We start from the raw sequence: 26,736 nt of genomic DNA on the forward strand, positions 1-26,736 counted from the left end.
AAATATCTGGTTCGTCAAGGCACTCCCCCGAAAACCCAACGCCCTTCCCGAAAGCAGGACATGATGACTTCGAGACCTTCGATCGCCTTTGCCAGGTTCGCAGTGCCCAAAAAAGGCAGCGTCTTCATGCTGGCGGCCAACGATGGCGGTCTCGGCGACGCGGCAAAGGCTTGCGATCCGGCAAAGACCCTGGAGCGGGCGTTTCCGGTGGCCGACTTTTCCGGCAAGTTCGCCGGCCTGGTCGAAGTGCTGGCGCCGGAGGGCACATCGCTCGACCGGCTGGTGGCGGTCGGCGCCGGCAAGGTCTCGGCGCTCGATGACTATGCCTGGCTCAAGCTTGGCGGCACCATCGCTGCATCCTTGCGCAAGGCGACGGAGGTGGCGGTCATGCTCGATCTGCCGGGTGCTGACGTCGGCGGCAGGCAAGCGGCACAGCTTGCCGCGGGCATTCTTCTGCGCAGCTATGCTTTCGACAAGTACAAGACGAAAAAGGACAATGGCGACGGCCAGCGCGACGGCAACAAGGCCGAGCCCAAAAAGCCGGTTAAGGTGACCATCCACACCGCCGATCCGGCGGCGGCGAAAAAGGCCTTCGCCGACGAGGTGGCGGTGATCGACGGGGTGCTCCTGGCGCGCGATCTGGTCAACGAACCGGCCAATATACTGGGGCCGGTGGAATTCGCCGCCCGCGTCAACGAACTGGAGGCGCTCGGCGTCACGGTCGAGATCCTGGTCGAGAAGGAGATGAAGAAGCTCGGCATGGGCGCGCTGCTCGGCGTCGCACAAGGCTCGCCGCGTGGCGCGCGCCTGGCCGTCATGCGATGGAACGGCGGCAAGGCCAAGGACAGCCCGATTGCTTTCGTCGGCAAAGGCGTCACTTTCGACACCGGCGGCAATTCGATAAAGACGGCCTCCGGCATGGAGGACATGAAGGGCGACATGGGCGGCGCGGCCGCGGTGACCGGGCTGATGCACGCGCTGGCCGCGCGCAAGGCCAAGGCCAATGTCGTCGGCATCATCGGGCTGGTGGAAAATGCCGTCGACGGCCATGCGCAGCGCCCCGGCGACATCGTCACTTCGATGTCGGGCCAGACCATCGAGGTGCTCAACACCGACGCCGAAGGCCGTCTCGTTCTGGCCGATGCGCTGTGGTACTGCAGCGATCGCTTCCAGCCGAAATTCATGGTCAATCTGGCGACGCTGACCGGCGCCACCATGGTCGCGCTCGGCCAGCACTATGCCGGGCTGTTCTCCAACAATGACGAATTGGCGAACAGGCTGACGAGCGCCGGGCAGGCGACGCAGGAACGCGTGTGGCGGATGCCGCTCGGCACCGAATACGACAAGCTGATCGATTCGAAAAATGCCGACATGAAGAACATCGGCGGCCGCTATGGCGGTGCCATCATCGCGGCGCAGTTCCTGCAGCGCTTCGTCAGGGATACACCCTGGGCGCATCTCGACATCGCCGGCACCGCGATGGGCGCGCCGTCCAGCGAGATCAACCAGTCATGGGCCTCCGGCTTCGGCGTCAGGCTGCTCGACCGGCTGGTTCGCGACAACTACGAGGAGTGAGGCCTTTCAAGGCGCGATCATGGCCGACGTCCTGTTCTACCACCTGACCGAATCGACTCTGGAGGATGCGTTGCCCGGCCTGCTCGAGCGCAGTGTCGATCGCGGTTGGCGCGCCGTGGTACAGACCGGCTCCGAAGAACGGCGCGACGCGCTGGACCAGCATCTTTGGACCTTCAGGGACGATTCCTTCCTGGCGCATGCGACGGACCGCGAATCCTATCTGGCCGAGCAGCCGATCCTTTTGACAACCAGCCATGACAATCCGAACGAGGCGCAGATACGCTTCCTGGTTGACGGCGCGGTGCCGCCGAAGCTTGCCGGTTACGAGCGCGCCGTGTTCCTGTTCGACGGCCACGATGCGGCCCAGCTCGAGGCGGCGCGCACGCACTGGAAGACGATGAAGGAAGCCGGCCACGCAGTCACCTACTGGCAGCAGACCTCAGACCGGCGCTGGGAACGCAAGGCGTAGTAACGCCTGCCGCCTGGGCGATCAGCAACCTGGGGTTGCTACAACTGAAGTCGTTCAGCCAAGTCAATGAAGTCGCTGGCCACCAGGTCCCAGGCTTGATCAGGGTGCAGATCCGTGGTCTGCGCTACCCCGTGCTCGGTCGGACGCGGGACAAAGGCTGTTCGCAATCCGCATGCCCGAGCCGCTGCAAGGTCGCCATTGTGGGCGGCCACAAGACAGATCTCATCCGGCTTCATTGACAGGACGTCAGCGGTGCGAAGATAGGCTTCCGGCGCAGGCTTGTAGGCTTGCACGACTTCGGCGCCGAGGATCGCATCCCAAGGGATGCGACTGCGCTTCGCCATATTGAGCATGAGGACGATGTTGCCGTTCGAGAGCGGCGCGATGATATAGCGGGCCCTGAGCCGTGCAAGGCCGGCCACCACGTCCGGCCATGGCTCCAATCGGTGCCATGCCAGGTTCAGTTCGTCCAACTCGGACGCTGGCACCGAAGCCGGGTCGATCCCGAATTCTGGCAATATGGCTTCCAGATTCTCCCGATGCAGCACGTCGAGCCGTGTAAAGGGCCGCCGGCCGCTGCGCACCTCCTCCATCGCTGGAGAGTAACGGCGACGCCACGCATCCGCGAAAGCGGTAGGGATAGCGGATCCTGCTCCATGCCGCTTCAGGAACGGCTCAGCATCGCGCGCCACGCCGCTGCGCCAATCGACAACAGTGCCGAACACGTCGAATACCAACGCACGTACGCCATCCAATGCCATCACATTCGGCTCCTTGATCCGCACATTATTTTTCTTTCGTCGCCTGCCTCGTTTTCCCCTTTTTCACGGCCTTGCCGATTTGCTCGGCGATGCGGTCGGGCTTACGCGCTATGACGGCTGTGCCAATTAGATTGCAATATTCCAGTGGCCTGGGCGCCGGCAACAACCCGGTACCGGCATGAGCGGAAGGGTGGCGGGCGCCACCATCGCGCCCACCCTCCTTCATTCGTTTGCCTTGAGCCAGATCTTTTGCGGACCGTGACCCTTGAAGGGGTATTGTGGATCACTCGGATCGTAAACGAGTGATGGCCCTTCGGCGTCGAGGGCGGGCACCAACGAAAACTGAACCCGTCGCTTCTCAACGAGAGTTCAAGATCGCAGCCTCCAAATGCGAGGCCGACCCGGCGTCCCATTACCTTTTGATCCCGCTGAAAGTACTCCCAGATCATCTTCTGGGCTCGGTCGCTGGGCATCGCCTCGTCCGTGAACTCCAAGTGGCGAGCGGCACCACTATTCCAGAATGACGACGGCCTCCACCTCGAAGAACATGGGGTCAATTGCAAGCTTGGGGACGGGAATCAGAGTCTGCGCCGGCAGCGCTTCACCGAACATTTTTTTGACGTTCCTGGTCAACACCTCGAGCTTGGACATATCGTGATCGACCACGAAGACGGTGAGCTTGGCGACCTGATCCGGCCTCGCACCGAGCGCATCGAGGGCGGTGCGCAAATTTGTGTAGGCCTGCTCAACCTGGACAGCGAAGTCGGGCGACAAGGCTCCCGTGCTGTCTTGCCCGCCCTGTCCGGAGATGTAGGCCACCCGGGCTCCGCGCGGCGTGATCACCGCCGTGCTGTAGCCATTTGGCGACGGGTCGTAGAGGTTTTGTGGATTGACGATGGTCAGCTTGAGATCCTTCTCATTGGCTGTCGTGGCAGTGGGAACTCCCATGGTCATGATGATTAGCCCTTCGATAAGCAGATGCTTGATTGCGCGTGACATGATTTTCTCTTGGCTATGCGAGCAACGTACCCTCGCGGCCGGCATTATTGAACTTTAACCGTGTCGCCCATACGATGACTCGTGCGACGTACGAGTCATCGTATGGTACGCCGTACGAGTCAATCGTTCAGATCGACATTCGTTCGCGTTGCCGCTCAAAATCGACGTTCTGAACAGCGAGGAAGACGGATGGCGGCCAAACGCAGCGGCCGGAGCAAACGAGGGATAAATGAGCGGCTCCAGCCCTTGCAGGAGCCGCGCAGTGAACCGCCGCTCTCTCGGGAACGTATCGTGGCGACCGCGGTGGAACTGCTTGACACTCAAGGAGTCGACGGATTGACGATGCGTCGGCTGGCCGATCGCCTCGGCTCGGGCGTGATGAGCCTATATTGGCACGTCGACAACAAAGAGGATGTCTTTGATCTGGCGCTCGACTCGGTGCTTGAATATCGCGGACCGCCGCAAATAGCTCAAGACTGGCGCGGAGAAGTCGTTCATGTGCTCGAAGACTGGCGCGCCAGCATGCTGCGCCACCCTTGGTCGGCAACGCTGTTGCCGCGCCGGGCGCTCGGCCCGAACATCCTCGGTCGCTTGGAACTGCTGAGCAAGACGTTGTCCAGAGCCGGCGTTGCGGACGCAGATGTGAACGCTGCGATATGGTCGCTCTGGAACTATGTGATGGGCGCCACCATCACCCGGGCGAGCTTCGACCTCTCGGACGACGACAGGGCCGCTGCGCAGCAGCGCCTTACACGTCTCAGCGAACGTTATCCGACAATCGAACGCTCTCGTCTGCTGTTGGACAATGATTGGGACGGCGCTTTCAGGAATGGCCTCGGCTTCCTGCTCGATGGCCTCTCTCCAAAATGAGGCTGAACGGTAGCTTTGGCTGAAAGCGACTGTCGCAAAATCGCTGATTAAAATCACAGTTTTGCAGCTGATTTTTGCAAGGTCGCAGAAGACGCGGCAACGTCCAGGGTTCCGCAATGGGTGTGAGCCGAAATGCAACCTCTGCACTGCCGAGGCCACTTGACGAAAGGCCGGCGGCGCGCAAAACTGGTAAGATGTCAGACCAATTTCGGGCGTAGGTACCCATGCGTATGCGCGGCGAACTGCCCGGGGCACCTGCCACGCGTGTGGCAATCGCCACGCTCCCGCCGTTGGACCGCGGCAAACAAGTCATGGAAGCGCTGGCAGACTATGTCGAGCGCGCTGCGCTGAAGAGCGGTGACCGGCTTCCGACCGAACGCGAATTGATGGCCGCGCTTTCCGTGGGGCGTTCGACGATTCGCGAGGCGATGGGGCGTCTCGAAGCGCTCGGCGTCACCGAGACCCGCAAAGGCAGCGGCACCTATCTTCTCAAGCCGATATCCGCCGGCACGATCCATTTGCCGCTGTCGCTCAATACGGCTGAGCTGCGCGACGGTCTCTTGCATACCCTCGAGGTGCGCCGCGGCATCGAGGCCGAGGCAAGCATGGTTGCGGCGCGGCGGCGGACAGTCGACGATCTGCGGACGATCGAGGAAAAACTCATCGAGATGGAGCGCGTCCATCTCGCCACCGGCACGTCGGGGCCGGAAGACCTAGCCTTTCACCTGGCGGTCTACGATGCCACGCACAACCCGCTTTTCCGGCAGCTCCTGGGGCAGATGCGCGAAGCGTTCGAGCGCTTCTGGGACCATCCTTTCGACCGGCAGGATTTCGCGCGGCGATCGTTCCCGTATCACCGTGAGCTGTTCGATGCCATCGTCGCCGGGGACGCGGAGCTGGCGCGCGGAAAAACGCTGAAGATCCTCGAGATCGTGGAACAGGATATCGAGGAAATGTCGAAATGAACGGCCCGGATTTTTTCGACCAGGCCTCGCTGATCGCTGCCCATGACGAGGGCAACGCCTTCGATGCCGTCGTCCCGCCGATCGTGCAGACCTCGCTCTTCACCTTCTCGAATTATGACGAGATGCTCGAAACATACCGCGGCGAAAAAGTGCGGCCGACCTACACGCGCGGGCTGAACCCGACGGTGCGCATGTTCGAGGAAATGCTGGCAAAGCTGGAGGGCGCCGAGGACGCGATCGGTTTTGCAAGCGGCATGTCCGCCATCTCATCGGCCGTGCTGAGTTTCGTCGAACCGGGCGACCGCATTGTCGCGGTCAGGCATATCTACCCGGACGCGTTCCGGCTGTTCGGGACGTTGCTCGCGCGCATGCGCATCGAGGTGACCTATGTCGACGGGCGCGACGAGGCGGCTGTCGCGAGCGCCCTGCCTGGCGCCAGGCTGTTCTATATGGAAAGCCCGACCAGCTGGGTCATGGAAACGCATGACATCGGCGCGCTCGCTGCGCTGGCAAAGTCCCGCGGCATCCCGACCATCATCGATAACAGCTGGGCCAGCCCGGTCTTTCAGCGGCCACTGTCGCTCGGCGTCGACGTTGTGGTCCACTCCGCATCCAAGTACCTGGGCGGCCACAGCGACGTGGTGGCCGGCGTGGTCGCGGGCTCGAAGGAATTGATCGGCCGCATCCGCGGCGAAGCCTATCCATATCTCGGCGGCAAGCTGTCGCCATTCGATGCCTGGCTCTTGATTCGCGGCTTGCGCACACTGCCGATTCGGATGCGCGCTCATCAGGCCTCCGGCCTCGAAATCGCACGGCGCCTGCGGGATCATCCAATCGTCGAGAGGGTCTGCCATCCAGGGTTGGCCAACCTGCTTCCCGCGGGGCTCACCGGTACGTCGGGCCTGTTCTCATTTGTCTTCCGCGACGGCATCGACATCCGCACCTTTGCCGACCGCCTCAAGCTGTTCAAGCTGGGCGTGTCGTGGGGCGGCCACGAAAGCCTCATCGTGCCCGGCGAGGTCGTGCTGCAGCAGAAGGCCCAACCCAATTCCGCGATGGCGTTCGGCGTCCATCCGCGGTCCGTGCGTCTCCATGTCGGCCTCGAGGGAACCGAGGCGCTGTGGAGTGACCTGGAAACGGCGATCGACGCCGCTTCCGAAGAAAAGACCTGAAGCAACCAGACAAGAAGGGAACGGAAAATGAAGAAGCTTCTTATCGCCGCATTCGCCACCGTACTGATGTCGGGTGCTGCACTCGCCGACACGACGCTGAAGCTCGTGGAGGTGATCACCAGCCCCGAGCGTACCGAAACCCTGAAGTCGATCGTCGCCAAATTCGAGGCGGCCAACCCGGGCACCAAGGTCGAGGTGATCTCGCTGCCCTGGGGCGAGGCGTTCCAGAAATTCGCGACCATGGTGTCTGCCGGCGAAATCCCCGACGTCATGGAGATGCCGGACACCTGGCTGTCGCTCTATGCCAACAACGGCCTTCTCGAAAGCCTCGAACCCTATCTGGCCAAATGGGAGCACACCTCGGGCCTCACCGATCGCGCGCTCGAACTCGGCCGCGACGTGAACAATACCGCCTACATGCTGCCCTACGGCTTCTATCTGCGGGCGATGTTCTACAACAAGAAGCTGTTCAAGGAGGCTGGTGTCACCGAGCCGCCCAAGACGATGGACGAGTTCGTGGCGGCATCGGAGAAAGTATCCAAGCTTCCGGGCAAATATGGCTACTGCCTGCGCGGCGGACCGGGCGGCCTCAACGGCTGGATCATGTTCGGCGCAACCATGGCCGGCTCCAACAAGTTCTTCAATGAAGACGGCACCTCGACGATGAACAGCGAGGGCTGGGTCAAGGGACTGACCTGGGTCGTCGATCTGTACAAGAAGGGATTGGCGCCGAAGGACAGCGTCAACTGGGGTTTTAACGAAATCGTCGCCGGATTCTACACCGGCACATGCGCAATGCTTGATCAGGATCCAGACGCGCTGATCGCGATAGCCGAGCGGATGAAGCCGGAAGACTACGGCGTCACGACCATGCCGAAGGGGCCCAGCGGCAAGACGTTCCCGACCATCGGCTATGCCGGTTGGTCGATGATGGCGGCCAGCCAGAACAAGGACCTCTCCTGGAAGCTGATCGAAACGCTCGAAGGGCCCGAGGGCAATGTCGAGTGGAACAAACGCACCGGAGCGCTGCCGGTCCACAAGTCGGCCGAAAAGGACCCCTTCTACGCAAGCGAGCAGTTCAAGGGCTGGTTCGCTGAACTCGAGGACAAGGATGCGGTGCCAACGGTCATGCCGACCTATCTCGAGGAGTTCGCCTTCTTCAAGGACTCGATGGTCATCAAGACCAGTCAACAGGCACTGCTTGGCGATATCACGCCAGAGGAAATGGCCAACCAGTGGGCCGACTATCTGACCAAGGCGCAGCAGAAATACCTGGCCAAGAAATAAACGGCGGACGCCAGGCATCGGAGCCGCCCATCGCGGGCGGCTCCGATACGTCTCGTCCATGGTCAATTGGAAGGAGGGTCGATTGGAAGGATGGTCGATTGGACGGATGGCCAATTGGAGCGAAAGCGTTAGCTGATGGTCTTTGACGCCACCGCCGGGTTCCCGGAATCGCGCCGCCGGTCGCTGGTCGACCGGATCACGCGCCACGCCGAGCCATATCTTTACACCGCCCCGGCGCTGATTCTGATCGTCACCATCATGCTGGCGCCGCTGGTGCTAGGCCTGTCCTACGCTTTCCGCGACGTGCACTTGCTCAATCCCTTCTCCGGCGGGTATGTCGGGCTCGATCATTTTCGCACCCTTTATGACGACGACAATTTCTATCGGGCGCTGCGCAACACGCTGTGGTGGACCGGCGCGTCCGTCTTGCTGCAATTCGTGTTCGGCCTGATCCTGGCGCTGTTGCTCGACCGGCCGTTCGCCGGCCGCGCCATAGCGCAGGCGCTGGTGTTCCTGCCCTGGGCGGTACCGACTTTCCTCACCGGGCTCAACTGGGCGTGGCTGTTCAACCCCGTCATCGGACCGCTGCCGCATTGGCTTTATGCGATCGGCCTCATGAATGAGCCGGCCAACATCCTTTCCAATCCGCAGCTTGCCATGTGGGGACCGATCATCGCCAACGTCTGGTGGGGCATTCCCTTCTTCGCCATCACGCTGCTGGCCGCGCTCCAGGCCATCCCGCGCGACCTCTACGAGGCGGCGGCGATCGACGGCGCCGGGGCATTCAGGCGGTTCACGTCGATCACCTTGCCGTTCCTTGCGCCGACCATTGCGATCACCGTGCTGTTGCGCACCGTCTGGATCTCGAACTTCGCCGACCTGATCATTGTCATGACCAGCGGCGGGCCTGCCGACCGCACCCAGATCGTCGCGAGCTACATCTTCACGCAAGCCTTCAGGGCCCTGGATTTCGGCTATGCCTCGGCCATTGCGCTGGTGCTGCTCGTCCTGTTGCTCGCCTATTCGATGCTGATCGTCATGCTGCGGCAAGTCCTGATGGATCGGGCCTGATCGGGATGACCAGATGAACAGCTATTCGACCTTCGGCACCGCGCTGCACCGCCTGGCGATCCTCTGCTACGTCCTCTTTGCACTGTTCCCGCTGTTCTGGCTGTTGAAAGTATCGGTCACGCCGAACGACCTGCTCTATTCCGAGGGCGTGCGCATGTGGCCGTCACGGATGAGCTTTGAACATTTCCGCTTCGTGCTGGCCCACAGCGCATTCCCGGTCTTCTTCAGGAACAGCATGATCGTTGCCGGCGCGACGGCCGTGATCGTGACGCTGCTTGCGTCTCTCTCCGGCTATGCGCTGTCGCGCTTCACCTTCCGCGGCAAATACTGGCTGGTCGCGCTGATGCTGCTCACCCAGATGTTTCCATTGGTGATGCTGGTCGCGCCGATCTTCAAGATGCTCTCGCCACTCGGCCTGACCAACAGCCTGACCGGGCTGGTGGTCGTCTACACCGCCTTCAACATCCCCTTCGCGACGTTCCTGATGCAGTCGTTTTTCGACGGCATTCCCAAGGAGTTGGAGGAGGCGGCCAAGATCGATGGCGCCACGCAGTTCATGGCGTTTCGCCAGATAGTCCTGCCGCTGACGCTGCCCGGCATTGCGGCGACGCTGGGTTTTGTATTCACCGCCGCATGGAGCGAACTGCTGTTCGCGCTGATGCTGATTTCGGGCAACAGCGCCGCCACGTTTCCGGTCGGTCTGCTCACCTTCGTGTCGAAGTTTTCGGTCGATTTCGGGCAGATGATGGCGGCCGGCGTGCTGGCGCTGGTCCCGGCCTGCCTCTTCTTCCTGTTCATCCAGCGCTATCTGGTCCAGGGCCTGACGGCCGGCGCGGTCAAGGGCTGAGTGAGGTTCCATGGCATCGATCGACATCCGCAACGTCCGCAAGAATTTCGGCGTCGTCTCCGTGCTGCATGGCGTCGACCTGTCGATAGAGAACGGCGAGTTCGTGCTGCTGGTGGGGCCTTCGGGCTGCGGCAAGAGCACGCTGCTGCGCATGATCGCCGGGCTCGAGGAGGTGACCGAAGGTGAGATCCGGATCGACGGCATGCGCGTCAATGAGAGGGCGCCCAAGGACCGCGACATCGCCATGGTGTTCCAGTCCTACGCGCTCTATCCGCACATGAATGTCGCCGAGAACATGAGCTACGGCCTGCGCATCCGCAAGGCTGCCCGCGAGACGATCACGGCCGCCGTCAGCAATGCAGCCAGGAAGCTTGAGCTGCAGCCGCTGCTTGCGCGGCGGCCGAAGGCACTGTCGGGCGGTCAGCGTCAGCGCGTGGCGATGGGCCGCGCGATCGTGCGACAGCCCAAGGCATTCCTGTTCGACGAGCCGCTGTCCAATCTCGATGCGCGCTTGCGCGAGCAGATGCGGGCAGAGATCAAGAAGCTGCACCGCGATCTCGGCGCGACCTCGATCTATGTCACCCACGACCAGATCGAGGCGATGACACTGGCCGACCGGATCGTCGCCATGCATGAGGGCGTGGTGCAGCAAGTCGGTAGCCCGCTGGAGCTTTACGACCGCCCTGCCAACCTGTTCGTGGCCGGCTTCATCGGATCGCCGGCAATGAATTTTCTGTCGGCGCGCTATGAGATCGGCGCAGGCACGGCCGGCGCACGATTGCCCGATGGAACGCTGATTGCGCTTTCGTCAGCCTATCAACTCGAGCCAGGCGCGGCGGTGACGCTCGGCATCCGGCCGGAGCACGTCGAGATGTCGCCGGGCTCGGAGAGCAGCCTGAGGGCGACGGTCGACCTGATCGAGCCGACCGGCTTCGGCATCATCCTGCATCTCGGCCTGCATGGCCTACCATTCAACGTCTTCACGCTGGACAGGGCGGCGCTGACGGCTGGCCCGACGGTGACGGTGGCTTTCCCGCCGCAACATCTGCATTTGTTCGACGAGACTGGAATGCGCGCATTGGAAACGAGCCTCCAGCAGGGGAAGGGCTGATCGTCCTTATCGGGCGCTCAGATCATTCGGATTCTCCCAAAACCGGTTCCCACCTTTGGGTCCGATGCTATTGTCTATCTTGGCACCGCCGAATTCGATACGACATTTGATCTCGGCCTCGACATGGCTCCTGGGACGAGATGGAACGCGCCCGCGCGGCGCTAATGCTAATATCCGGCAAGGTAGTCGAGCGCATGCGCTTTCTGTTTCTTCTGATCCTGCTCGCCGGCATCAGCATCGGCGTCGTCTATCCCTGGGCGATGACCAATTTCTCCGGCCATGAGATCGGCACCTGGCGGGTCTACGAACAGGGCCGGTTCAAGCCGGCGACGGTGCCGCTGGCCGCTCGCGACGCGCCGGTGCGGGTGCTGGTCGACCTCACCGCGAGAACCGAACGCATCGTCTCGCAACAGCGCACCGTACTGACGCTGACCGCCGCCACCGGCGGCAGGACGGTGCTCGCCTCGACGCTGCAATTCAACCATTCGGAAAATCCGCGCCAGGTCAGCCCGCAACTGCCGGACAAGATCTTTCGCGACGAAGCCGGCCTGATCGCGAAGGTCAGCCCCGGCCCGTACCTCTTCACCATTGGCCCGGGCGACGCCGAAGGCATCGAGATGCGGGCGGTGGACCTCGTGCTGCGTTCCGGCGTCGGCGAAATCGATCGCCGGGCGCGGCCGGTCGGCTTCTCGCTGATAGCGGCCGGCCTGATCGGGCTGCTGTTGGCGTTGCGTTTCGGCGGCCGCCGGCCGCAAAATCCGAACTCGCAGCCGCCACCGCCACGCTGGGGCAGGGGCTCGAACTAGATCGTGAATTACCGCCACGCCTATCACGCCGGAAACTTCGCCGATGTCGTCAAGCATGTCGTGCTGAGCCGGCTCGTCGAATATCTGAAGCAGAAGGACAAGGCGTTTCGCGTCATCGACACCCATGCCGGCATCGGCCGCTACGACCTGTCGTCGACTGAAGCGCAAAAGACCGGCGAATGGCAAGGCGGCATCGGCCGACTGGTCGATGCCGCGCTTGATGCGCCGGCGGCAGCACTGCTGGCGCCTTATCTGGAAGCCGTTCGTTCGCTCAATCCTGAAGGCGGCGTGAAAAAGTATCCGGGCTCGCCGCTGATCGCGCGTCATCTCATGCGCAAGCAGGATCGGCTGTCGGCGGTCGAATTGCATCGCCAGGACGCCGCGAAGCTGAGGGCGCTATTCGCTGGCGATTTCCAGACCCGGGTGATCGAGCTCGACGGCTGGCTGGCACTCGGCGCGCATCTGCCGCCGAAGGAAAAGCGCGGCCTTGTACTCGTCGATCCGCCCTTCGAGGAGGAGGGCGAGTTCGACCGCCTCGTCGACGGGCTGCGCAAAGCCCACAAGCGCTGGCCCGGCGGCGTCTATGCGTTTTGGTATCCGGTCAAGGACCGCAAGGCGGTCGCCGCCTTCCGCAAGGCGCTGGCGCAGTCAGGTGTCCCGAAGCAGCTCGACATCGGCTTCGAGATCAGGCCGCCAACGGCCGAGCCCAGCCTTGACGGCAGCGGCATGGTGGTGGTCAACCCGCCGTTCACGCTGGAAGGCGAATTGCGCACGCTGCTGCCGGCTTTGCACAATTTGCTTGTCGTTGAAAAACCGGCGCACTGGACGCTGGAATGGCTGGCGGCGTAGGGCGGCAGAGCTATCCGCGCGCCTGTCCTGGTTGAAGGCGATTTCGAACTAGGAAACCATTGTCGCTACAACCGCTTGACCGCGCGCAAGCGAATCCGCACAGTGCGCGCAGTCGACCATAAGAGGCTGCCATGACTCGCTTCGCCCAATCCGCCCTTGCCGCACTGATAGCGCTTTGCACGCCGCTCGGCACGTCCCTCGCTGTCATCCAGCCAGCAAAGGCGGCCGACCTTGCCGTCGTCTATACCGAAGAAGACAGCGGCGTTTGCGGTGAGGCCTGGGTGCTGAACAAGATCACCAACCGCTTCTCCTACCAGGTGCACCACGTGCCGAATCTGCCCGACGTCGAGATTGTCGATTTCCAGGGCATCCACCAGCATCGCTATCTGCCAGCCAACGAAACCTGGCCGATCGGCCGCCGCTATTGCGGCGCCACCGTCAGCCTGTCCGACGGCCACGCCCGCACCATCTGGTATCTGATCGAGGAAGGGCAGGGCTTTGCCTCGATCGGCGACAATGTCGAATTCTGCGTCGCGGGCTTCGACCGCTGGATGGTCTACAACGGCCGCTGCCGCGTCCTGCGCTGATTGCGTTTGCCGGGCTGCTCCGCCTCATCGAGCATGGCGCGAAGGAAGGCGGCGTGACCGCGAAAGGCGCGCCGTCCGATTGACGTCGCCCTGACCCGCGTCTGTGGTCGACGTCCGACAAACAGCTTTTCGACATCGACATAGCCCGCCGTGGCAAGCGTATCGATATGCGCGCCGAGATTGCCGTCGGTCGCATTGACGATGAGCTTCAATCGGGTGAATTCCAGCGCTTCGCGCCGTTCCAGAGAATTCAGCGCCGCCATGATCCTGAGCCGCACGCTCTGGTGGATGATTTCGTCGGCAGCCATTATCGGGCCTGCTGTGGTGTCCGGCGTTCAGTCTCACTGATCTGGGACAGCGCCGCCCGATATTGCGCGAATGACATGCGCTCTTCCAGATGATTCAGAATACTCTGCTAAATAGAGTAATCTGTCAACCGCGGACAAATCATGGCAGCGGAATTGCCGCGCTTTGCTTTTGCAGCTTGTGTAGATCGCCTGCTAGAACAAGAAGATGAGATCGATGAAGCAGCCGTCATGGTGGTGTCGGTCGACGATCAACGAACAAAAAAGGCTTGCTAAGCTTCAGCGCCTTGAAGTGGGATTGGTTCCGGCAATGCGCGCTGAATGTCTGTCGCAAACGGTCGGCAAAACTCGAAGAGCAGCGCCGGCATTTTGCGAAATCAGCACGAGCGTAGTGTCGCCTGTAACCGAAACTTAAACTGAAAAAATCATGATGATGCTTCGCTGGCTAGACAAGCGCGAGTCAGATATGCATTACGCGCCGGGTCATTAACGGCCGTCGGCACAACTAAGGGGCATGATATGGCTAAACAGTCATCCAAAGCGCCGGCATCCAAGTCACCGGCAAAGCAGGCACCGGCAAAGAAAGCACCAGTAAAGGCAGTGGCGGCAAAGGCCGCAGCCGCTGTGAAGAAAGCAGCACCTGCTGCCAAGCCGAAGGCCGCCGCGGCCAAGGCAAAAGCAGCGCCGGCCAAGAAGCCGGCTGCGAAGGCTGCGGCAAAACCGGCAGTGAAGAAAGCAGCACCGGCCAAGGCTGCGCCCGCCAAGGCAAAAGCAGCGCCGGCCAAGAAGCCGGCTGCAAAGGCCGCGGCCAAGCCGGCAGCGAAGAAAGCTGCGCCTGCCAAGACTGCACCCGCAAAGAAGGCTGCGCCGGCAAAGAAAGCGGCGGCAGCGAAGTCTTCGGTAGCGGTGAAGAAAGCAGCGCCTGCGGCCAAACCAAAGGCGAAGGCCGCGACCGCGAAGGCCAAGAAGTAATCGCGCTTCTTCGCTCGCGGAGGACAGTGCTGAGGACGGTTGAGGGCGGGTGCCGGATAGGCGCCTCGCTCGCAGGGTCAGTGCTCGGGCAGCAACAGAGGCGGAGGGAAGACAGCTTTTCGCAGCTCCCAGGACTTCGCCTTATGGCGAAGTCCGGTGGGGCATTTCTCTGTGCCCGGAGAGAAATTCTTGGTGCAAAACCGAGTTGGCTCGGTTTCGAACCCGTCTGACCTGTTCAGATGCTCTCAGGCTGGCACTGTACCGCTCATCTGCCTGCGGATCGTGGAAGAGGACGGTCGTTCGCCGTGGCGCCTGGTTTTCCGCCTGTGGGCTGTTGATCATGTCGGGATGTCCGGCCAACAGTGTCGCGGAAATGGATCATACGCAAATTCAAAGTGCTACAGCGGCCTTTGCGCGTCCATGCTCTGTACTCGGCAAACAGGAACCCGATCATGCCCAGACTGCTCTACGCGTCCACGTCACCCTATAGTTCCAAAGTGCGCATGGCCGCGCTTTATGCCGGCATCGCCGTCGAGCTCGTGCCGATAAAAACCGAAGACAAACCGGCTGATCTGATCGACGCCAATCCACTCGGCAAGATCCCGGTGCTGGTGCTCGACGACGGCCGCTCGATCCACGATAGCCGCGCCATTACCCAGCACCTCAACCGCATGTCGAAGAACGCGCTGTTTCCGCGCAATCCCGACAAGCGCCTCGATGCGGAAGTGCTTGAAGCGCTGGCCGACGGCATCTGCGACTGCGCGCTGTCGATGGTCTATGAGCGGCGCACGCGCCCCGAGGATATGGTCTATCAGCCGTGGCTCGACCGCCAGTGGGCGAAGATCACCAGCGCGCTCGATCTGCTCAACGCCAATCCGCCAAAACTGCCAAAGAAGATCACCGCCGGCCAGCTGGCGCTGCGCGCCTGCCTTGGCTATCTCTCACTGCGCTTTGCCGGAAAATGGGAAAAGGGCCGCAATCGGCTGGTCCGCTGGGCGGCGCGATTTGACGAGAAGTTTCCCGAGCTGAAACCCTGCATCCCGGCGTGAGCGGCAGCCAGAGAAGGGGTCATAAAAAAGCCGGGCACGAGGCCCGGCTTTTTCGTGTCGTGGCTTGGACGATTTTAGAACTTCATACCGACGCCGAAGGTGACGCGGTTGTCGGTCGACTTGACCTTGCCGATACCGTCAAAGTCCTTGTCGCCGAAGTCGGTGTAGCGATACTCGACACGGCCGAACACATTGTCGGTGATCTTGATGTCGGTACCGACGCCGGCCGTCCAGCCGAGCATGGTGTTTTCGTCGCTGGCGCCGAGCGCTTCGATCTCCTGGTTCTTGAGCGCGCCACCGGCGGTGCCGTAGAGCAGGATTTCCGGGGTGACGGCGTAGCCAAGGCGGGCGCGCAGCGAGCCTTCGAAGCCGCCCTTGGCCTCGACGCCGCCATCGTCGCCCTCGATGCCGCTATAGCCGATATCGGCTTCAGCACCGTAGACGAAGTTCTCCGCCTGCCACTGATAGCCGCCGAAGACGCCGCCGACAAAACCATCGGTGTCGACGTCAGTGCCGATATCCTCGGCATCGGCGTGACCGCTGAAGCCGTAGCCGACGCTTACACCGGCATAGGGACCGGCCCATGAAGCGACCGGAAGTTCGGCGATCGGGGCGGGGGCCGGCGGCTCTTCCGCGATGACGTCAGCAGCATAGGCGGTTCCGCTGAGGGCGAAGAGCCCGAACGCCACCGCCAGCGGTCGCGCAAATTTAAGATTGGCTTGCATTGTTCTTTACTCCTTAAGCCACAGGCACAGGCTTGCTTTTCACAAGCGCCCTCAACCCGCCGGGGGGAAAAACGGGTCTGGCGCTCAACGGTTCCGAATGTCGTGTCAAAATACGGCTGAAGCGAACCTGAACTTGGGTCATTACCTGGCACGAATATGGCTGAACTTTGACGTTGCATCTGCGCAACAGATGGTGTCAGGAGGCTTAGCCGTGCCGCGCTGAACGACGCTTGGAGCAAGGGGTCCGTAGTCCTATATTGCGGCTGGCAGGCCGAGTCCCGGCCACAGTCGAAAGACCGATCCGGCCGCTTTGCCACAATGCTGCCCAAGGTCCGAACGGCATTTAACGCTTCGCCGGCCATATTTTGCCGGCTGGCTCAAAATCGAGCCCCATTGAGGATTGACAGGATGAGCAAGGCCGCTGGAACGGCGCTGGTGACGGGCGGGGGCCAGCGGATCGGCAAGGCGATCGTCGAGGATCTCGCCGCGAACGGTTTTGCCGTCGTCATCCATTGCAACCGCTCGCGGGCCGAGGCGGAAGCATTGGCCGCGCGGATCAACGGCGGTCATTTTGGCCAGGGTGGCCGCGCTGCTGTGGTCGCCGCCGACCTGACCGACATTGCCGCGGTCGAGGACCTCGTTGGCCGCGCCGAAGCTGCGCTCGGGCCTGTTACACTGCTGGTCAACAATGCGTCGCTGTTCGTGGACGATACGGTTCAGGACGTCGACTGGCTTTCCTGGGACCGTCACTTCGCCATCCACGTGAAGGCGCCGGCATTTTTGGCGCAACAATTCGCCCGCGCGCTGCCGAAAGGCGAGGAAGGGCTGATCGTCAATATGATCGACCAGCGCGTCTGGCGCCCGACGCCCCGCTATTTCTCCTATGCGCTGTCGAAATCGACATTGTGGACGCAGACGCAGATGATGGCGCAGGCGCTGGCACCCCGCATTCGCGTCAATGCCATCGGTCCCGGCCCGACGCTGAAGAGCGCGCGTCAGCAAGACAGCGACTTTGCCGCGCAGGTCGACGGCCTGATCCTGAAGCGCGGCCCGGAATTGCCTGAATTCGGCGCCACCATCCGCTATCTCTGGGGCGCAAGCTCGGTCACCGGCCAGATGATCGCGCTCGACGGCGGCCAGCACCTTGCATGGCAGACGCCGGATGTGACAGGCATTGTCGAATGAGTCCCATGGACCAGAAACACAAACGCGGCGGCGCTGCCGTAGACCTGCCGCCCGATGTCGACCTCGAGGACGAGGTGGCGGAGGAGATCGTCGAACCGTCAACGCCCGGTCCCGGTGGCCCTGACGTCGCCTTCACCGCCATCGATTGGACGCCGCATGCCGGCGATGCCGACGGCATGGTCGGCGCCGAAGTCATCCAGACGCTGGTCAAACGGCTGCCCAACGCGCCCGGCGTCTACCGCATGATGAATGCCGCAGGCGACGTGCTCTATGTCGGCAAGGCGCGCAGCCTGAAGAAGCGGGTGACCAATTACGCACAAGGCCGCTTCCACACCAGCCGCATCGGCCGCATGGTGCGCGAGACGGCGACGATGGAGTTCGTCGTCACCCGCACCGAGATCGAAGCGCTGCTGCTGGAAGCAAATCTTATCAAGCGCTTGCGGCCGCGTTTCAATGTGCTGATGCGGGACGACAAGTCGTTTCCCTACATCCTTTTGACCGGCGATCATGTCTCGCCCGGCATCTACAAGCATCGCGGCGCGCGCTCGCGCAAGGGCGACTATTTCGGCCCCTTCGCCTCGGCCGGCGCCGTCGGCCGCACCATCAATTCGCTGCAGCGCGCCTTCCTGCTCAGGAGTTGCACCAACTCCTTCTACGAGAACCGCACCCGGCCGTGCCTGCTGTTCCAGATCAAGCGCTGCGCCGGCCCGTGCACCGGCGAAATCTCGCATAGTGACTATGCCAGGCTGGTCGCCGAGGCGAAGGACTTCCTGTCCGGCCGCAGCCAGAAGGTGAAGACCGACATCTCCGCCGCCATGCAGCAGGCCGCGGAGAATCTCGATTTCGAGCGCGCCGCCATCTATCGCGACCGGCTGGCGGCGTTGTCGCATGTGCAGAGCCATCAGGGCATCAACCCGCAGACCGTCGACGAGGGCGATGTCTTCGCCATCCATCAGGAAGGCGGCCAGGTCTGCATCCAGGTCTTCTTCTTCCGCACCGGCCAGAACTGGGGCAACCGCGCCTATTTCCCCAAGGCCGATCCGGCGATGGAGGCGGCCGAGGTGCTGGGCTCGTTCCTGGCGCAATTCTATGACGACAAGCCGACGCCGCGCGCCATCCTGTTGTCGCATGGCGTCGAGGACCAGGAATTGCTGGCTGAGGCGCTCTCCACCCGCGCGGGTCGCAAGGTGGCGATCTCGGTGCCGCAGCGCGGCGAGAAGAAGGATTTGACCGACAACGCCCTGCAGAATGCCCGTGAGGCGCTCGGCCGCCGGCTGGCCGAGACCTCGACGCAAGGGCGGTTGCTCACCGGTTTCGCCGAGACTTTCGGCCTGAAGAAACCGCCGGTGCGCATCGAGGTCTACGACAACTCCCACATCATGGGCACCAACGCCGTCGGCGCCATGGTGGTCGCCGGGCCGGAAGGCTTCGTGAAGAACCAGTACCGGAAATTCAACATCCGCTCGACCGAGATCACGCCGGGAGACGATTTCGGCATGATGCGCGAGGTGATGGAGCGGCGTTTCTCCCGCCTGCTGAAGGAACATGGCGATGTGCCGCGGAGCGAACAGGCGGCGGACGACATCCTGGCCGAACAGGGCGACGATATCGAGGATGCAGGCGGCTTCCCGGCCTGGCCAGACGTCATCCTCATCGATGGCGGCCAGGGCCAGATGACGGCGGTACGACAAATCCTCGCCGACCTCGGCATCGAGGACCGCGTCCAGGCCATCGGCATCGCCAAGGGCCAGGACCGTGACGCCGGCCGCGAACGCTTCTTCGTCAGGGGCAAGCCACCGTTTTCGCTCCCCGTACGCGACCCCGTGCTCTATTTCGTTCAGCGGCTGCGCGACGAGGTCCACCGTTTCGCCATCGGCTCCCACCGCGCCCGCCGCAAGAAGGAGATGGTCAAGAGCCCGCTTGACGAGATCAGCGGCATCGGTCCCGGTCGCAAGCGCGCGCTGCTCATGCATTTCGGCACCGCCAAGGCGGTCAGCCGCGCCGCGATCGAGGATCTGGTCAAGGTCGATGGCATATCCGAGCAGGTCGCCAAGCTGGTCTACAACCATTTTCACGAGAGCTGATGATTCGGCTATTTTCGGCTGGTCCATCGACTATCATCTGTTGACCCCCCACATTCGCTTCTGATTTGAGTAGGCAGGTAGAAAGAGTTCCAAAGAAATGGCCCAGCGCGCATTCAACCTGCCCAACATGCTCACCTACGTCCGCATCCTCGCGGTGCCGCTGGTTGTGCTGTGTTTTTTTCTCGAAGGCCATCTGAAGTCGAGCGACTTCGCCCGCTGGTCGGCGCTGGTCATTTTCCTGCTCGCCTCGATCACCGATTATTTCGACGGCTATCTGGCGCGCGCCTGGCAGCAGACCTCGAATATCGGCAAGATGCTCGATCCGATCGCCGACAAGTTGCTGGTCGCCACATGCTTGCTGCTGCTGGCGGCCGATACCGATAGGCATGCCGGCATCGCCGGCTGGTCGCTGTGGGCGGCAATCATCATCCTGTGCCGCGAGATCCTGGTCTCGGGCCTGCGCGAATATCTGGCGGCGCTGAAGGTCTCGGTACCGGTGACGCAGCTGGCGAAGTGGAAGACCACCATCCAGATGATCGCCATCGCCTTCCTGCTCGCCGGACCTGCCGGCGACAAGATTTTCCCGCTGACCACGCAGGTCGGGCTGGTGCTGTTGTGGATCGCCGCGCTGGTGACGCTTTACACCGGCTACGACTATTTCCGCGCCGGCCTCAAGCACATCATGGACGAGTAGCATGTCGACGAGGCTCATCTATTTCGCCTGGGTGCGCGAGCGGATCGGCAAGCCGCAAGAGGACGTCGAATTGCCCGCCGGCATCGAGACGGTGGCCGACCTGCTGCGCTGGCTGAAATCGCGCGGCGAGGAGTACGAGCACGCGCTGCAATATCCTGACGTGATCCGCGTCGCCATCAACCAGGAACATGTCGAGCACCGCGAGAAGATATCAGGCGCGCGCGAGATCGCGCTGTTCCCGCCGATGACGGGTGGCTGAAATGCCCGGCGCGGTGGTGCCGACGGTGCGCATCCAGGCGGAGGATTTCGATGTCGCCGCCGAGATCGCCAAGATGACGCAAGGCCGCGCCGACATCGGCGCCGTGGTTACTTTCTCGGGTCTCTGCCGCGACGAGGGAGGCAGGCTCGCGGCACTCGAGCTCGAACATTATCCCGGCATGGCCGAGGCCGAGATCGGCCGCATCGCCACCGAGGCGGTTCACCGCTGGCCGCTGCAGGGGCTCACCGCCATCCATCGCCACGGCAGGATCGCGCCCGGTGAGAACATCGTGCTGGTGGTCGCTGCCTCCGCGCACCGGCAGGCGGCGTTCGAGGCGGCGAACTTCCTGATGGATTATCTCAAATCGCGCGCGCCGTTCTGGAAGAAGGAACACCACACCGACGGCTCGGAAGGCGGCTGGGTCGACGCCAAGGAGGCCGACGACGAGGCCGCCAGCCGCTGGAAGCAGGCCATGCCGAAACGAAATTGATGCTTCGCGTCACCGCCGGAGGGCGAGATTCACATCAACCCCGATCAGCCTTCGGCCTACCATCAGCCCTTGTCAGTGCCGATCCAGTGATCGAGCGCAATCCGGCCGGGTCCCCACGCCACGATGCCGAGCGCCATCGCCGCCCAGGTGATGTGCAGCGGCCAGCCGTCCGGCACGGTGAGTTGTATGACCAGCGTCATCACGAGCAGGCCGAATGCCGCCAGGCGTGTCGCCAGGCCGAGAACGAGGAGAATTGGCAGCAAGATTTCCGCCGATCCTGAGACGAAGGCCACCAGCCCAGGCGCGGGAAAATCGTAGGGGCCGCCGGGCAGATGCAGCTTGAGCTCCGAACTGAAAAGCAGCACGGCCACATCGTTCAGCTGCAAAAAACCGTCCCATTTGTTGACGCCGGACCGCCAGAACGGGACAGCGAGGGCGCAGCGCAGGACGAGTTGCGTCAGCGAAGGTGTGGCACTCGTGCGCAGCGCGGCATTCACCCTCTCGACGAGGGTGGCAGCCCCTCGCGGCTCGGTGCTGGCGTTCCATCCATGGTTCGTCATGCTCACCCTCCCTGGTCTGCCGCTGTGAAGGCGCCTGCTTGCAGCAGGCCGGCAATGTTGGCGGCAAGGTCGAATTCGGCAGTTTCCGCAAATGCTGCCGCGGCCGCCGCTCCGAGCGGCTCGCCCGCCATCAGACGATCCAGAAAAGCTGCGCCGCCGGGCGGGAGATGGCGAACAAACACTTCGAGCCCGGGCCGCGTGACCAGCGCATCTTCAGGGCCGTCCGCCTCGATCCGCCCGACAGGGCGGTCGCGCCGGTTCGCCGCAAAGATCGTCACGACCGGATAGCGCGAGCGCATCGCACGCGTTGCCGGGTGTGGCACGAACACGGTATCGGCCAGCCGTTCGGGCGGGATCGAGCCCAGTGCTACGCAAGCCAGCGGTTCCGCGTCGGCGGCATGATAGCCGTCGAGCCAGGCCCGCTCCAGGCGCGCCACGTCAGCCAACCATGGCATCGGCCGCGCATAGTCGTAGCGCTCGATGAAGTCGGGAAAGTCGTGGCCGTATTCGAACAGAAGCGGCGAAGTGGGTGGCGTTTCGCGGATATGGAAGCGCGCCATCGCCCGAAAGAAGTCCGGGCCGGTGATGCGCAGCGTCGCTGGAAAGCTGGCGGCCAGCGCATCGATCAGGCTGACCGTGACGTTGTTGCGGTAGACGGCGTATCGTTTGACCGCTGCCTTGCCGTTCGGCCCCGAGACAGCGTCAGGCGGGACACGGTCAGGATCGAGCAAACCGGCGGTGAATGCCGCGGCATAGTCGAACCGGTGGCCAAGATCGCCCGACTGGAGTTCATCCTGCGGCATGGGCTTTTCCGAACACATGGTTGCTGTCGGCGTGATGGTCGAGAATCGCTTGGGCGGCGGCGGCCTCCGCCTTGAGCACCGGCCAGTCGGGAATGCTGCTGTCCCACTCGATCAGCGTCGGCAGCGGTCCGCATCGGCCGATAACGATATCGAAGAGCTTCCAGACCGCGTCGGCGACCGGCCCATCGTGGCTGTCGATGAGCAGCAGGTCGCCCTCGTCATCCTCCTGCTCGGCGTGCCCGGCCAGATGGATTTCGCCGACATGCGCGAGCGGGAAATCCGCGAGGTAGGAAAGTGCTGAATAGCCGTGATTGGTGGCCGAAACGAAGACATTGTTGACGTCGAGCAGCAGGCCGCAACCGGTGCGCTGCACCAGCGCGCGGATGAAATCCGTCTCGCTCATCGTCGATTCCGCGAAAAGGACGTAGGTCGAGGGGTTTTCGAGCAGGATCGGGCGGCCGATCGTCGCTTGCATTTCATCGATGTGATCCGCCACGCGCGAAACCGTTGCCGGCGTATAGGGCAGGGGAAGCAGGTCGTTGTAATAGGTGGTGTCGTGGGTCGACCAGGCGAGATGCTCGGAAACGAGCGCCGGCTCATAGCGGTCGACGAGCGCCTTGAAACGGCCGAGATGCACTTTGTCGAGCGGCCGCGGTCCGCCGATCGACATGCACACCCCGTGCAGCGAAACGGGATAGTCGCGGCGAATCCTGGCCAGCGCATCGTGCGGCGGACCGCCGGCGCCCATGTAGTTTTCGGCGTGGACCTCGAAGAAGCCGTCCTTTGGGCCGTCGCCAAGGATCGCGTGCAGATGCTCGTGCTTGAAACTGGTGCCGGCAAGGCCGGCGATCGGGTGCGCCGGAAAGCGCGAGGTTTTCGATATGCGGGATGCCGGGGCCAGTCCGTTCATCTTCATCTCCGCTTTCCGGGCAGCTTGCATTGCTTAGGACGGAATGTCGCGGGTCAGCGCCGTGGGCGAGCCCTTGCGGTCGCCGGGCAGGTCCATCGTCGTACAGGTGCCGCCGTCGACGAACTTCCAGGCGTTGCCCTGGTAATCGACAGTCGAGGTGCCTTGGCAGGTGGTGCCAGGTCCTGCCGCGCAGTCGTTCTGCCCCTTCAGGGCGACGCCAAAGCACTTCTCCTTGCCGGCATCCATCGCTGCCTTGGCCTCTGCCTCGGACAGCGGCGCAGCCGCCGCAAATGAAGCAAGGGCCGTGGCAACGGCGCCGGCCAGGAAGGCCGCGCTCACGGTTGATCTTGTCGACATGATTTCACCTCCGCTTGGGTTGTTGCGCGCGCCGTTCCTCAAGCGCGCATTGGTCAGTTCGGTTCGGAGGTTCCCTGCGTTACATCTTTTTGGAACACGACTTTGTGATCACCTGGGGACTTGGCGTGAGCAATATTTCGCCTGTCACGTCAAGGAGGTCGACCACAGGGCAACGAGCCGCCGGAAGGCACGGCCGTGTGAACAGCCCGTGTGGGGCGCCACGGAACCACCGCAATCCTGCGAGACCTTCCGACCAGTTTGGCGCATTATGGGGAGCAGGATCATGCTGGGCAGGATCGCCGAGTTCTTCATCTTCGGTGTCGTGCCGCTGGTCGTTGGTATACTGGTGGTGCCTGAGTTGTCCGTCGCCGCCGAGAAGACCCTGAAGGGCGAGGTGATGTATCGCGAGCGCATCGCTCTGCCGCCCAACGCCGTGCTTTCCGTGCAGCTTGCCGATGTCTCGCTGGCCGACGCGACGGCCGCTGTCATCGGCGAGCGCAAGGTGGCGCCGGCCGGCCAGGTGCCGATCAAGTTCGAGATCAGCTTTGATCCCCAGGTGATCCGGCCCCATATGACCTATGCGCTGGAGGCGCGCATCACCGTCGACGACAGGCTGTTGTTCATCTCCGATATGCGCCACCAGGTCGATCCACTGAGCGACGCGCCGCAGACCATCATGCTGAAGATGGTGACGTCGAGCGAGCAGCCGGCGTCGGCCCCGGTGGTCGGGCAGATCTGGCTGATCGAGTATATCGACGGCATCGGTGTGATCGCCGAACCGCAGGCGACGTTCAGGATCGACGAGGCCGGCAAGGCCGGCGGCAGCGGGCCTTGCAACGTCTACTTCGCCACCGCCAAAGTCGATGGTTCGACGATTGCCATCAGTGACATCGGTTCGACCTTCAAGGCCTGCGCGCCCGAGACTATGGCCGAGGAAAAGGCGCTGTTCGAGGCGCTGGCCAAGGCGGCATCGTATCACGTCGACGCCGGCAAGCTCATCATCGTCGACAAAGACGACCGCGTCATCCTGCGCTTCAACGCCGCGAGCTGATAACCGGTTTCGGTTTTTGAGCATCATGCGCAGTTGGCGGGTGTCGGCGCCCGGCGTCCGGTGCCGGATCGCCGCAACGAAAAAGGCCGGCATTGCGCCGGCCTTTTGCATATGACGTGGTGACTTATCGGCTCAGCCGACGATCTCGGTGTCCGAGAACCAGTATTTGATCTCCTGCGCGGCGGTCTCCGGCGCGTCGGAGCCGTGCACGGAATTCTCGCCGATCGACAGCGCGTGCAGCTTGCGGATGGTGCCTTCGGCGGCGTTGGCCGGGTTGGTGGCGCCCATCACGTCGCGGTTTTTGGCAATGGCGTTCTCGCCTTCCAGCACCTGCACGACCGTTGGACCCGACGACATCGACTCGACCAGTTCGCCGAAGAACGGACGATCCTTGTGCACGGCATAAAAACCTTCCGCCTCGCGGCGGCTCATCCACACCCGGCGCGAGGCGGCGACGCGCAGGCCGGCTTCTTCGAGTATCTGGGTAATGGCGCCGGTGAGATTGCGCCGGGTTGCGTCCGGCTTGATCATGGAAAAGGTGCGTTCGAGCGCCATGGGGTCGTCCTTGTGATGGAGGGTGGAATTCACGGTGGCGGGCTCTATACAAGCCGCCCGCCGGCTTGCCAAGGGGCTGGCGCTAATGCATCTCGCGCCAAAGCGCGCAGCGGTTTTGCGATAACGACATGCATAAAAACAAGAACTTAAGCGCGTCGCCGACGCGCTTTAACCGCCGCAAGCGTGTCGCCGTCAGCCAAAACCAATGTTGTCATAACTGCATCTCGATCGTCAGATTGGCCGTGTCGCCAGCCCGAAGGCCTTCGCGGACCCGCACCGCCGTCTTGATCGGCAACAGCAGGCTGCCGGATTTCTTGTCGGGAAACAGCGATGTTCGCCATCTGGTCTGGCCGATGACGGCTTCCACGCCAAGCGAGCCCCAGGGCCGTGCCATCCCCGCCATTGCCGACTTGATCCGTGCCCCAAGCTCCGGCGGCAGCGTCACGAAATGCCAGCCGCCCTTGCCTGGATAGACCCAGATCTCGGCCTGCACGTCGTAGCGAAACATCTTGTGCCCTTCCTCAGATCAAGGCCGTCACGGCTGGCTTTGCCATGGTGTCTTGTCGGCAACGCCGGCGACCGGCGAAATCAACCATGATATCCATTCTTCCCTGCAAAAGAGGATGGCAGCATGCCGTTGCCCTACCGCCTTATCACCATCGCAGCGCGCCGGACTTCCCAGCCTTCCCGTTCCAGTTCCGGCACGCTGTGGTTCTCGCAGGGGTAGCCGACGCAGAAGTAGCCGATCAGCGTCCACTCCGGCGGCGCGTCCAGGATCGTCGCCATTTCGGCCGGGTCGAGGATCGAGACCCAGCCCATGCCTATTCCTTCGGCGCGCGCTGCCAGCCAAAAAGTATGGATCGCCATCACCGCCGAATATTCGATGGTCGCGGGCATGGTCAGGCGGCCGAGCCCATGCCCCTGTTGCGTCCCGCGGTCGGCGAAGACCGCGAATTGACAAGGCGCCTCGTTCAGGCCGGCAAGCTTCAGGCGCGCGTAGAGCGCGGCGCGTTCGCCGCCGAACGATGCGAGCGCCTCCGCATTGCAGCGCTCGAAGCATGTCCTGACGGCGGCGCGGCATTCCGCACTCTCGACCATGACGAAACGCCAGGGCTGGCTCAGCCCGACCGAGGGCGCAATGCTGGCGAGGTCAAGCAGCCGTTCCAGCGCGCCTTCGGGGAGCGGTGTCGGCCTGAATCGCCTGACATCCCGCCGCCACAGGAAGAGATTGGCCAGATCGGCGCGAAAATCGTCCGGGAATTCCGGGTCTGAGGTCATGGTGTCTCTTTGCTAGGGGAGTAGGGGAGTAGGGGAGTAGGGAGTAACGAGGTTAGCGTCGGCGCGCATACCTACTGCCCTACTGCTTAC

32 protein-coding genes are annotated in these 26,736 nt (G+C 62.8%); 20 read left to right on the plus strand and 12 right to left on the minus strand.

What is annotated here, in order from left to right; translation table 11 throughout:
* The first annotated feature begins 63 nt into the window (after positions 1-63).
* Together AC0L2A_RS25505 and AC0L2A_RS25510 are read left to right on the plus strand one after the other, a co-directional pair.
* Entirely contained in the window at positions 64-1,575 is a 1,512-nt protein-coding gene (locus AC0L2A_RS25505) for a leucyl aminopeptidase (protein ID WP_473611143.1), read from the plus strand.
* Positions 1,576-1,594: 19 nt separating this feature from the next.
* Entirely contained in the window at positions 1,595-2,044 is a 450-nt protein-coding gene (locus tag AC0L2A_RS25510) for a DNA polymerase III subunit chi (RefSeq protein WP_091590560.1), read from the plus strand.
* Positions 2,045-2,082: 38 nt separating this feature from the next.
* Here the strand turns inward: AC0L2A_RS25510 and AC0L2A_RS25515 are convergent, their stop codons facing one another.
* Both AC0L2A_RS25515 and AC0L2A_RS25520 read right to left on the minus strand, forming a co-directional pair.
* Positions 2,083-2,805: a haloacid dehalogenase type II gene (locus AC0L2A_RS25515; RefSeq protein WP_473611144.1), complete on the minus strand. Its 723-nt coding sequence runs from the start codon at positions 2,803-2,805 to the stop codon at positions 2,083-2,085.
* A gap of 510 nt (positions 2,806-3,315) precedes the next feature.
* Positions 3,316-3,804 (minus strand): RidA family protein, encoded by a 489-nt coding sequence (locus tag AC0L2A_RS25520; RefSeq protein WP_091590564.1) that lies wholly within the window; start codon positions 3,802-3,804, stop codon positions 3,316-3,318.
* A gap of 189 nt (positions 3,805-3,993) precedes the next feature.
* Between AC0L2A_RS25520 and AC0L2A_RS25525 the strand changes: the two genes are divergently transcribed.
* The 10 genes from AC0L2A_RS25525 to AC0L2A_RS25570 all read left to right on the plus strand — a co-directional run bounded on the left by AC0L2A_RS25525 (position 3,994) and on the right by AC0L2A_RS25570 (position 13,369).
* Positions 3,994-4,674: a TetR/AcrR family transcriptional regulator gene (locus tag AC0L2A_RS25525; RefSeq protein WP_473611146.1), complete on the plus strand. Its 681-nt coding sequence runs from the start codon at positions 3,994-3,996 to the stop codon at positions 4,672-4,674.
* A 230-nt stretch (positions 4,675-4,904) separates the two neighbouring features.
* Positions 4,905-5,639 (plus strand): FadR/GntR family transcriptional regulator, encoded by a 735-nt coding sequence (locus tag AC0L2A_RS25530; RefSeq protein ID WP_473611164.1) that lies wholly within the window; start codon positions 4,905-4,907, stop codon positions 5,637-5,639.
* Entirely contained in the window at positions 5,636-6,811 is a 1,176-nt protein-coding gene (locus AC0L2A_RS25535; RefSeq protein ID WP_287341789.1) for a PLP-dependent transferase, read from the plus strand. Before AC0L2A_RS25530 ends, AC0L2A_RS25535 begins: the two co-directional genes overlap by 4 nt.
* 27 nt (positions 6,812-6,838) lie before the next feature.
* On the plus strand, positions 6,839-8,098 hold the full coding sequence (locus AC0L2A_RS25540; RefSeq protein ID WP_287064412.1) for an ABC transporter substrate-binding protein: 1,260 nt from the start codon (positions 6,839-6,841) through the stop codon (positions 8,096-8,098).
* Between the two features lie 135 nt (positions 8,099-8,233).
* The gene (locus tag AC0L2A_RS25545) at positions 8,234-9,169 is read left to right on the plus strand and encodes a carbohydrate ABC transporter permease (protein ID WP_473611147.1); all 936 of its coding nucleotides are present in this window, start codon (positions 8,234-8,236) and stop codon (positions 9,167-9,169) included.
* 13 nt (positions 9,170-9,182) lie between these two features.
* Positions 9,183-10,016 (plus strand): carbohydrate ABC transporter permease, encoded by an 834-nt coding sequence (locus AC0L2A_RS25550; RefSeq protein WP_023800682.1) that lies wholly within the window; start codon positions 9,183-9,185, stop codon positions 10,014-10,016.
* Between the two features lie 10 nt (positions 10,017-10,026).
* Positions 10,027-11,127, plus strand: a complete 1,101-nt coding sequence (locus tag AC0L2A_RS25555; protein WP_473611148.1) for an ABC transporter ATP-binding protein — start codon at positions 10,027-10,029, stop codon at positions 11,125-11,127.
* A gap of 194 nt (positions 11,128-11,321) precedes the next feature.
* Positions 11,322-11,933 (plus strand): hypothetical protein, encoded by a 612-nt coding sequence (locus AC0L2A_RS25560; RefSeq protein ID WP_473611166.1) that lies wholly within the window; start codon positions 11,322-11,324, stop codon positions 11,931-11,933.
* A 3-nt stretch (positions 11,934-11,936) separates the two neighbouring features.
* Positions 11,937-12,782, plus strand: a complete 846-nt coding sequence (locus AC0L2A_RS25565; RefSeq protein ID WP_473611150.1) for a 23S rRNA (adenine(2030)-N(6))-methyltransferase RlmJ — start codon at positions 11,937-11,939, stop codon at positions 12,780-12,782.
* 131 nt (positions 12,783-12,913) lie between these two features.
* Positions 12,914-13,369 carry a hypothetical protein gene (locus tag AC0L2A_RS25570; RefSeq protein ID WP_023800678.1) on the plus strand — a complete coding sequence of 152 codons (456 nt, stop codon included), beginning with the start codon at positions 12,914-12,916 and terminating at the stop codon, positions 13,367-13,369.
* Here AC0L2A_RS25570 and AC0L2A_RS25575 read toward each other — a convergent pair.
* A complete protein-coding gene (locus AC0L2A_RS25575; RefSeq protein ID WP_473611151.1) occupies positions 13,339-13,677 on the minus strand; it encodes a transcriptional regulator in 339 nt (112 codons plus the stop codon). The genes AC0L2A_RS25570 and AC0L2A_RS25575 overlap by 31 nt on opposite strands.
* Positions 13,678-13,818: 141 nt before the next feature.
* On the opposite strand from AC0L2A_RS25575, the gene AC0L2A_RS25580 reads away from it, so the two are divergent.
* Positions 13,819-13,950 (plus strand): hypothetical protein, encoded by a 132-nt coding sequence (locus tag AC0L2A_RS25580; RefSeq protein WP_268931698.1) that lies wholly within the window; start codon positions 13,819-13,821, stop codon positions 13,948-13,950.
* A gap of 149 nt (positions 13,951-14,099) precedes the next feature.
* On the opposite strand, the gene AC0L2A_RS25585 is transcribed toward AC0L2A_RS25580, so the two are convergent.
* On the minus strand, positions 14,100-14,639 hold the full coding sequence (locus AC0L2A_RS25585; RefSeq protein ID WP_236473184.1) for a hypothetical protein: 540 nt from the start codon (positions 14,637-14,639) through the stop codon (positions 14,100-14,102).
* 459 nt (positions 14,640-15,098) lie between these two features.
* On the opposite strand from AC0L2A_RS25585, the gene AC0L2A_RS25590 reads away from it, so the two are divergent.
* Positions 15,099-15,695 carry a glutathione S-transferase family protein gene (locus AC0L2A_RS25590; RefSeq protein ID WP_473611152.1) on the plus strand — a complete coding sequence of 199 codons (597 nt, stop codon included), beginning with the start codon at positions 15,099-15,101 and terminating at the stop codon, positions 15,693-15,695.
* 74 nt (positions 15,696-15,769) lie between these two features.
* On the opposite strand, the gene AC0L2A_RS25595 is transcribed toward AC0L2A_RS25590, so the two are convergent.
* Positions 15,770-16,420 (minus strand): outer membrane protein, encoded by a 651-nt coding sequence (locus tag AC0L2A_RS25595; RefSeq protein ID WP_287053682.1) that lies wholly within the window; start codon positions 16,418-16,420, stop codon positions 15,770-15,772.
* Between the two features lie 408 nt (positions 16,421-16,828).
* On the opposite strand from AC0L2A_RS25595, the gene AC0L2A_RS25600 reads away from it, so the two are divergent.
* The 5 genes from AC0L2A_RS25600 (at position 16,829) to AC0L2A_RS25620 (ending at position 21,132) form a co-directional block, all read left to right on the plus strand.
* Positions 16,829-17,605: an SDR family oxidoreductase gene (locus AC0L2A_RS25600; protein WP_473611154.1), complete on the plus strand. Its 777-nt coding sequence runs from the start codon at positions 16,829-16,831 to the stop codon at positions 17,603-17,605.
* Complete coding sequence (gene uvrC, locus AC0L2A_RS25605; protein ID WP_473611155.1) at positions 17,602-19,689, plus strand: excinuclease ABC subunit UvrC; 2,088 nt, start codon at positions 17,602-17,604, stop codon at positions 19,687-19,689. Before AC0L2A_RS25600 ends, uvrC begins: the two co-directional genes overlap by 4 nt.
* 97 nt (positions 19,690-19,786) lie before the next feature.
* Complete coding sequence (pgsA, locus tag AC0L2A_RS25610) at positions 19,787-20,383, plus strand: CDP-diacylglycerol--glycerol-3-phosphate 3-phosphatidyltransferase (RefSeq protein ID WP_027152639.1); 597 nt, start codon at positions 19,787-19,789, stop codon at positions 20,381-20,383.
* A gap of 1 nt (position 20,384) precedes the next feature.
* Positions 20,385-20,642: a molybdopterin converting factor subunit 1 gene (gene moaD, locus AC0L2A_RS25615; RefSeq protein WP_023800670.1), complete on the plus strand. Its 258-nt coding sequence runs from the start codon at positions 20,385-20,387 to the stop codon at positions 20,640-20,642.
* A 1-nt stretch (position 20,643) separates the two neighbouring features.
* Entirely contained in the window at positions 20,644-21,132 is a 489-nt protein-coding gene (locus AC0L2A_RS25620) for a molybdenum cofactor biosynthesis protein MoaE (RefSeq protein ID WP_128169235.1), read from the plus strand.
* Positions 21,133-21,194: 62 nt separating this feature from the next.
* On the opposite strand, the gene AC0L2A_RS25625 is transcribed toward AC0L2A_RS25620, so the two are convergent.
* The 4 genes from AC0L2A_RS25625 to AC0L2A_RS25640 are packed head-to-tail and all read right to left on the minus strand — an operon-like array spanning position 21,195 to position 23,762.
* Positions 21,195-21,692, minus strand: coding sequence for a DoxX family protein (locus tag AC0L2A_RS25625; RefSeq protein WP_473524196.1), 498 nt, complete (start codon positions 21,690-21,692; stop codon positions 21,195-21,197).
* 2 nt (positions 21,693-21,694) lie between these two features.
* Positions 21,695-22,495: an HvfC/BufC N-terminal domain-containing protein gene (locus tag AC0L2A_RS25630; RefSeq protein WP_473611156.1), complete on the minus strand. Its 801-nt coding sequence runs from the start codon at positions 22,493-22,495 to the stop codon at positions 21,695-21,697.
* Complete coding sequence (gene bufB / locus AC0L2A_RS25635; RefSeq protein WP_473611158.1) at positions 22,482-23,411, minus strand: MNIO family bufferin maturase; 930 nt, start codon at positions 23,409-23,411, stop codon at positions 22,482-22,484. Before bufB ends, AC0L2A_RS25630 begins: the two co-directional genes overlap by 14 nt.
* 27 nt (positions 23,412-23,438) lie before the next feature.
* Positions 23,439-23,762 (minus strand): BufA1 family periplasmic bufferin-type metallophore, encoded by a 324-nt coding sequence (locus AC0L2A_RS25640; protein WP_473510057.1) that lies wholly within the window; start codon positions 23,760-23,762, stop codon positions 23,439-23,441.
* A gap of 283 nt (positions 23,763-24,045) precedes the next feature.
* Here AC0L2A_RS25640 and AC0L2A_RS25645 point away from each other — a divergent pair, with 283 nt between their 5' ends.
* Entirely contained in the window at positions 24,046-24,813 is a 768-nt protein-coding gene (locus AC0L2A_RS25645; protein WP_473611159.1) for a YbaY family lipoprotein, read from the plus strand.
* Positions 24,814-24,945: 132 nt separating this feature from the next.
* On the opposite strand, the gene ndk is transcribed toward AC0L2A_RS25645, so the two are convergent.
* From ndk to bluB, 3 genes are all read right to left on the minus strand, one after another.
* Positions 24,946-25,368, minus strand: a complete 423-nt coding sequence (ndk, locus tag AC0L2A_RS25650; RefSeq protein WP_473611160.1) for a nucleoside-diphosphate kinase — start codon at positions 25,366-25,368, stop codon at positions 24,946-24,948.
* A gap of 211 nt (positions 25,369-25,579) precedes the next feature.
* A complete protein-coding gene (locus AC0L2A_RS25655; RefSeq protein WP_473611162.1) occupies positions 25,580-25,876 on the minus strand; it encodes a DUF1905 domain-containing protein in 297 nt (98 codons plus the stop codon).
* Between the two features lie 134 nt (positions 25,877-26,010).
* Positions 26,011-26,646 (minus strand): 5,6-dimethylbenzimidazole synthase, encoded by a 636-nt coding sequence (bluB, locus tag AC0L2A_RS25660; RefSeq protein WP_287053699.1) that lies wholly within the window; start codon positions 26,644-26,646, stop codon positions 26,011-26,013.
* Positions 26,647-26,736: the final 90 nt, after the last annotated feature.

Source organism: Mesorhizobium sp. WSM4844, from assembly GCF_055811775.1.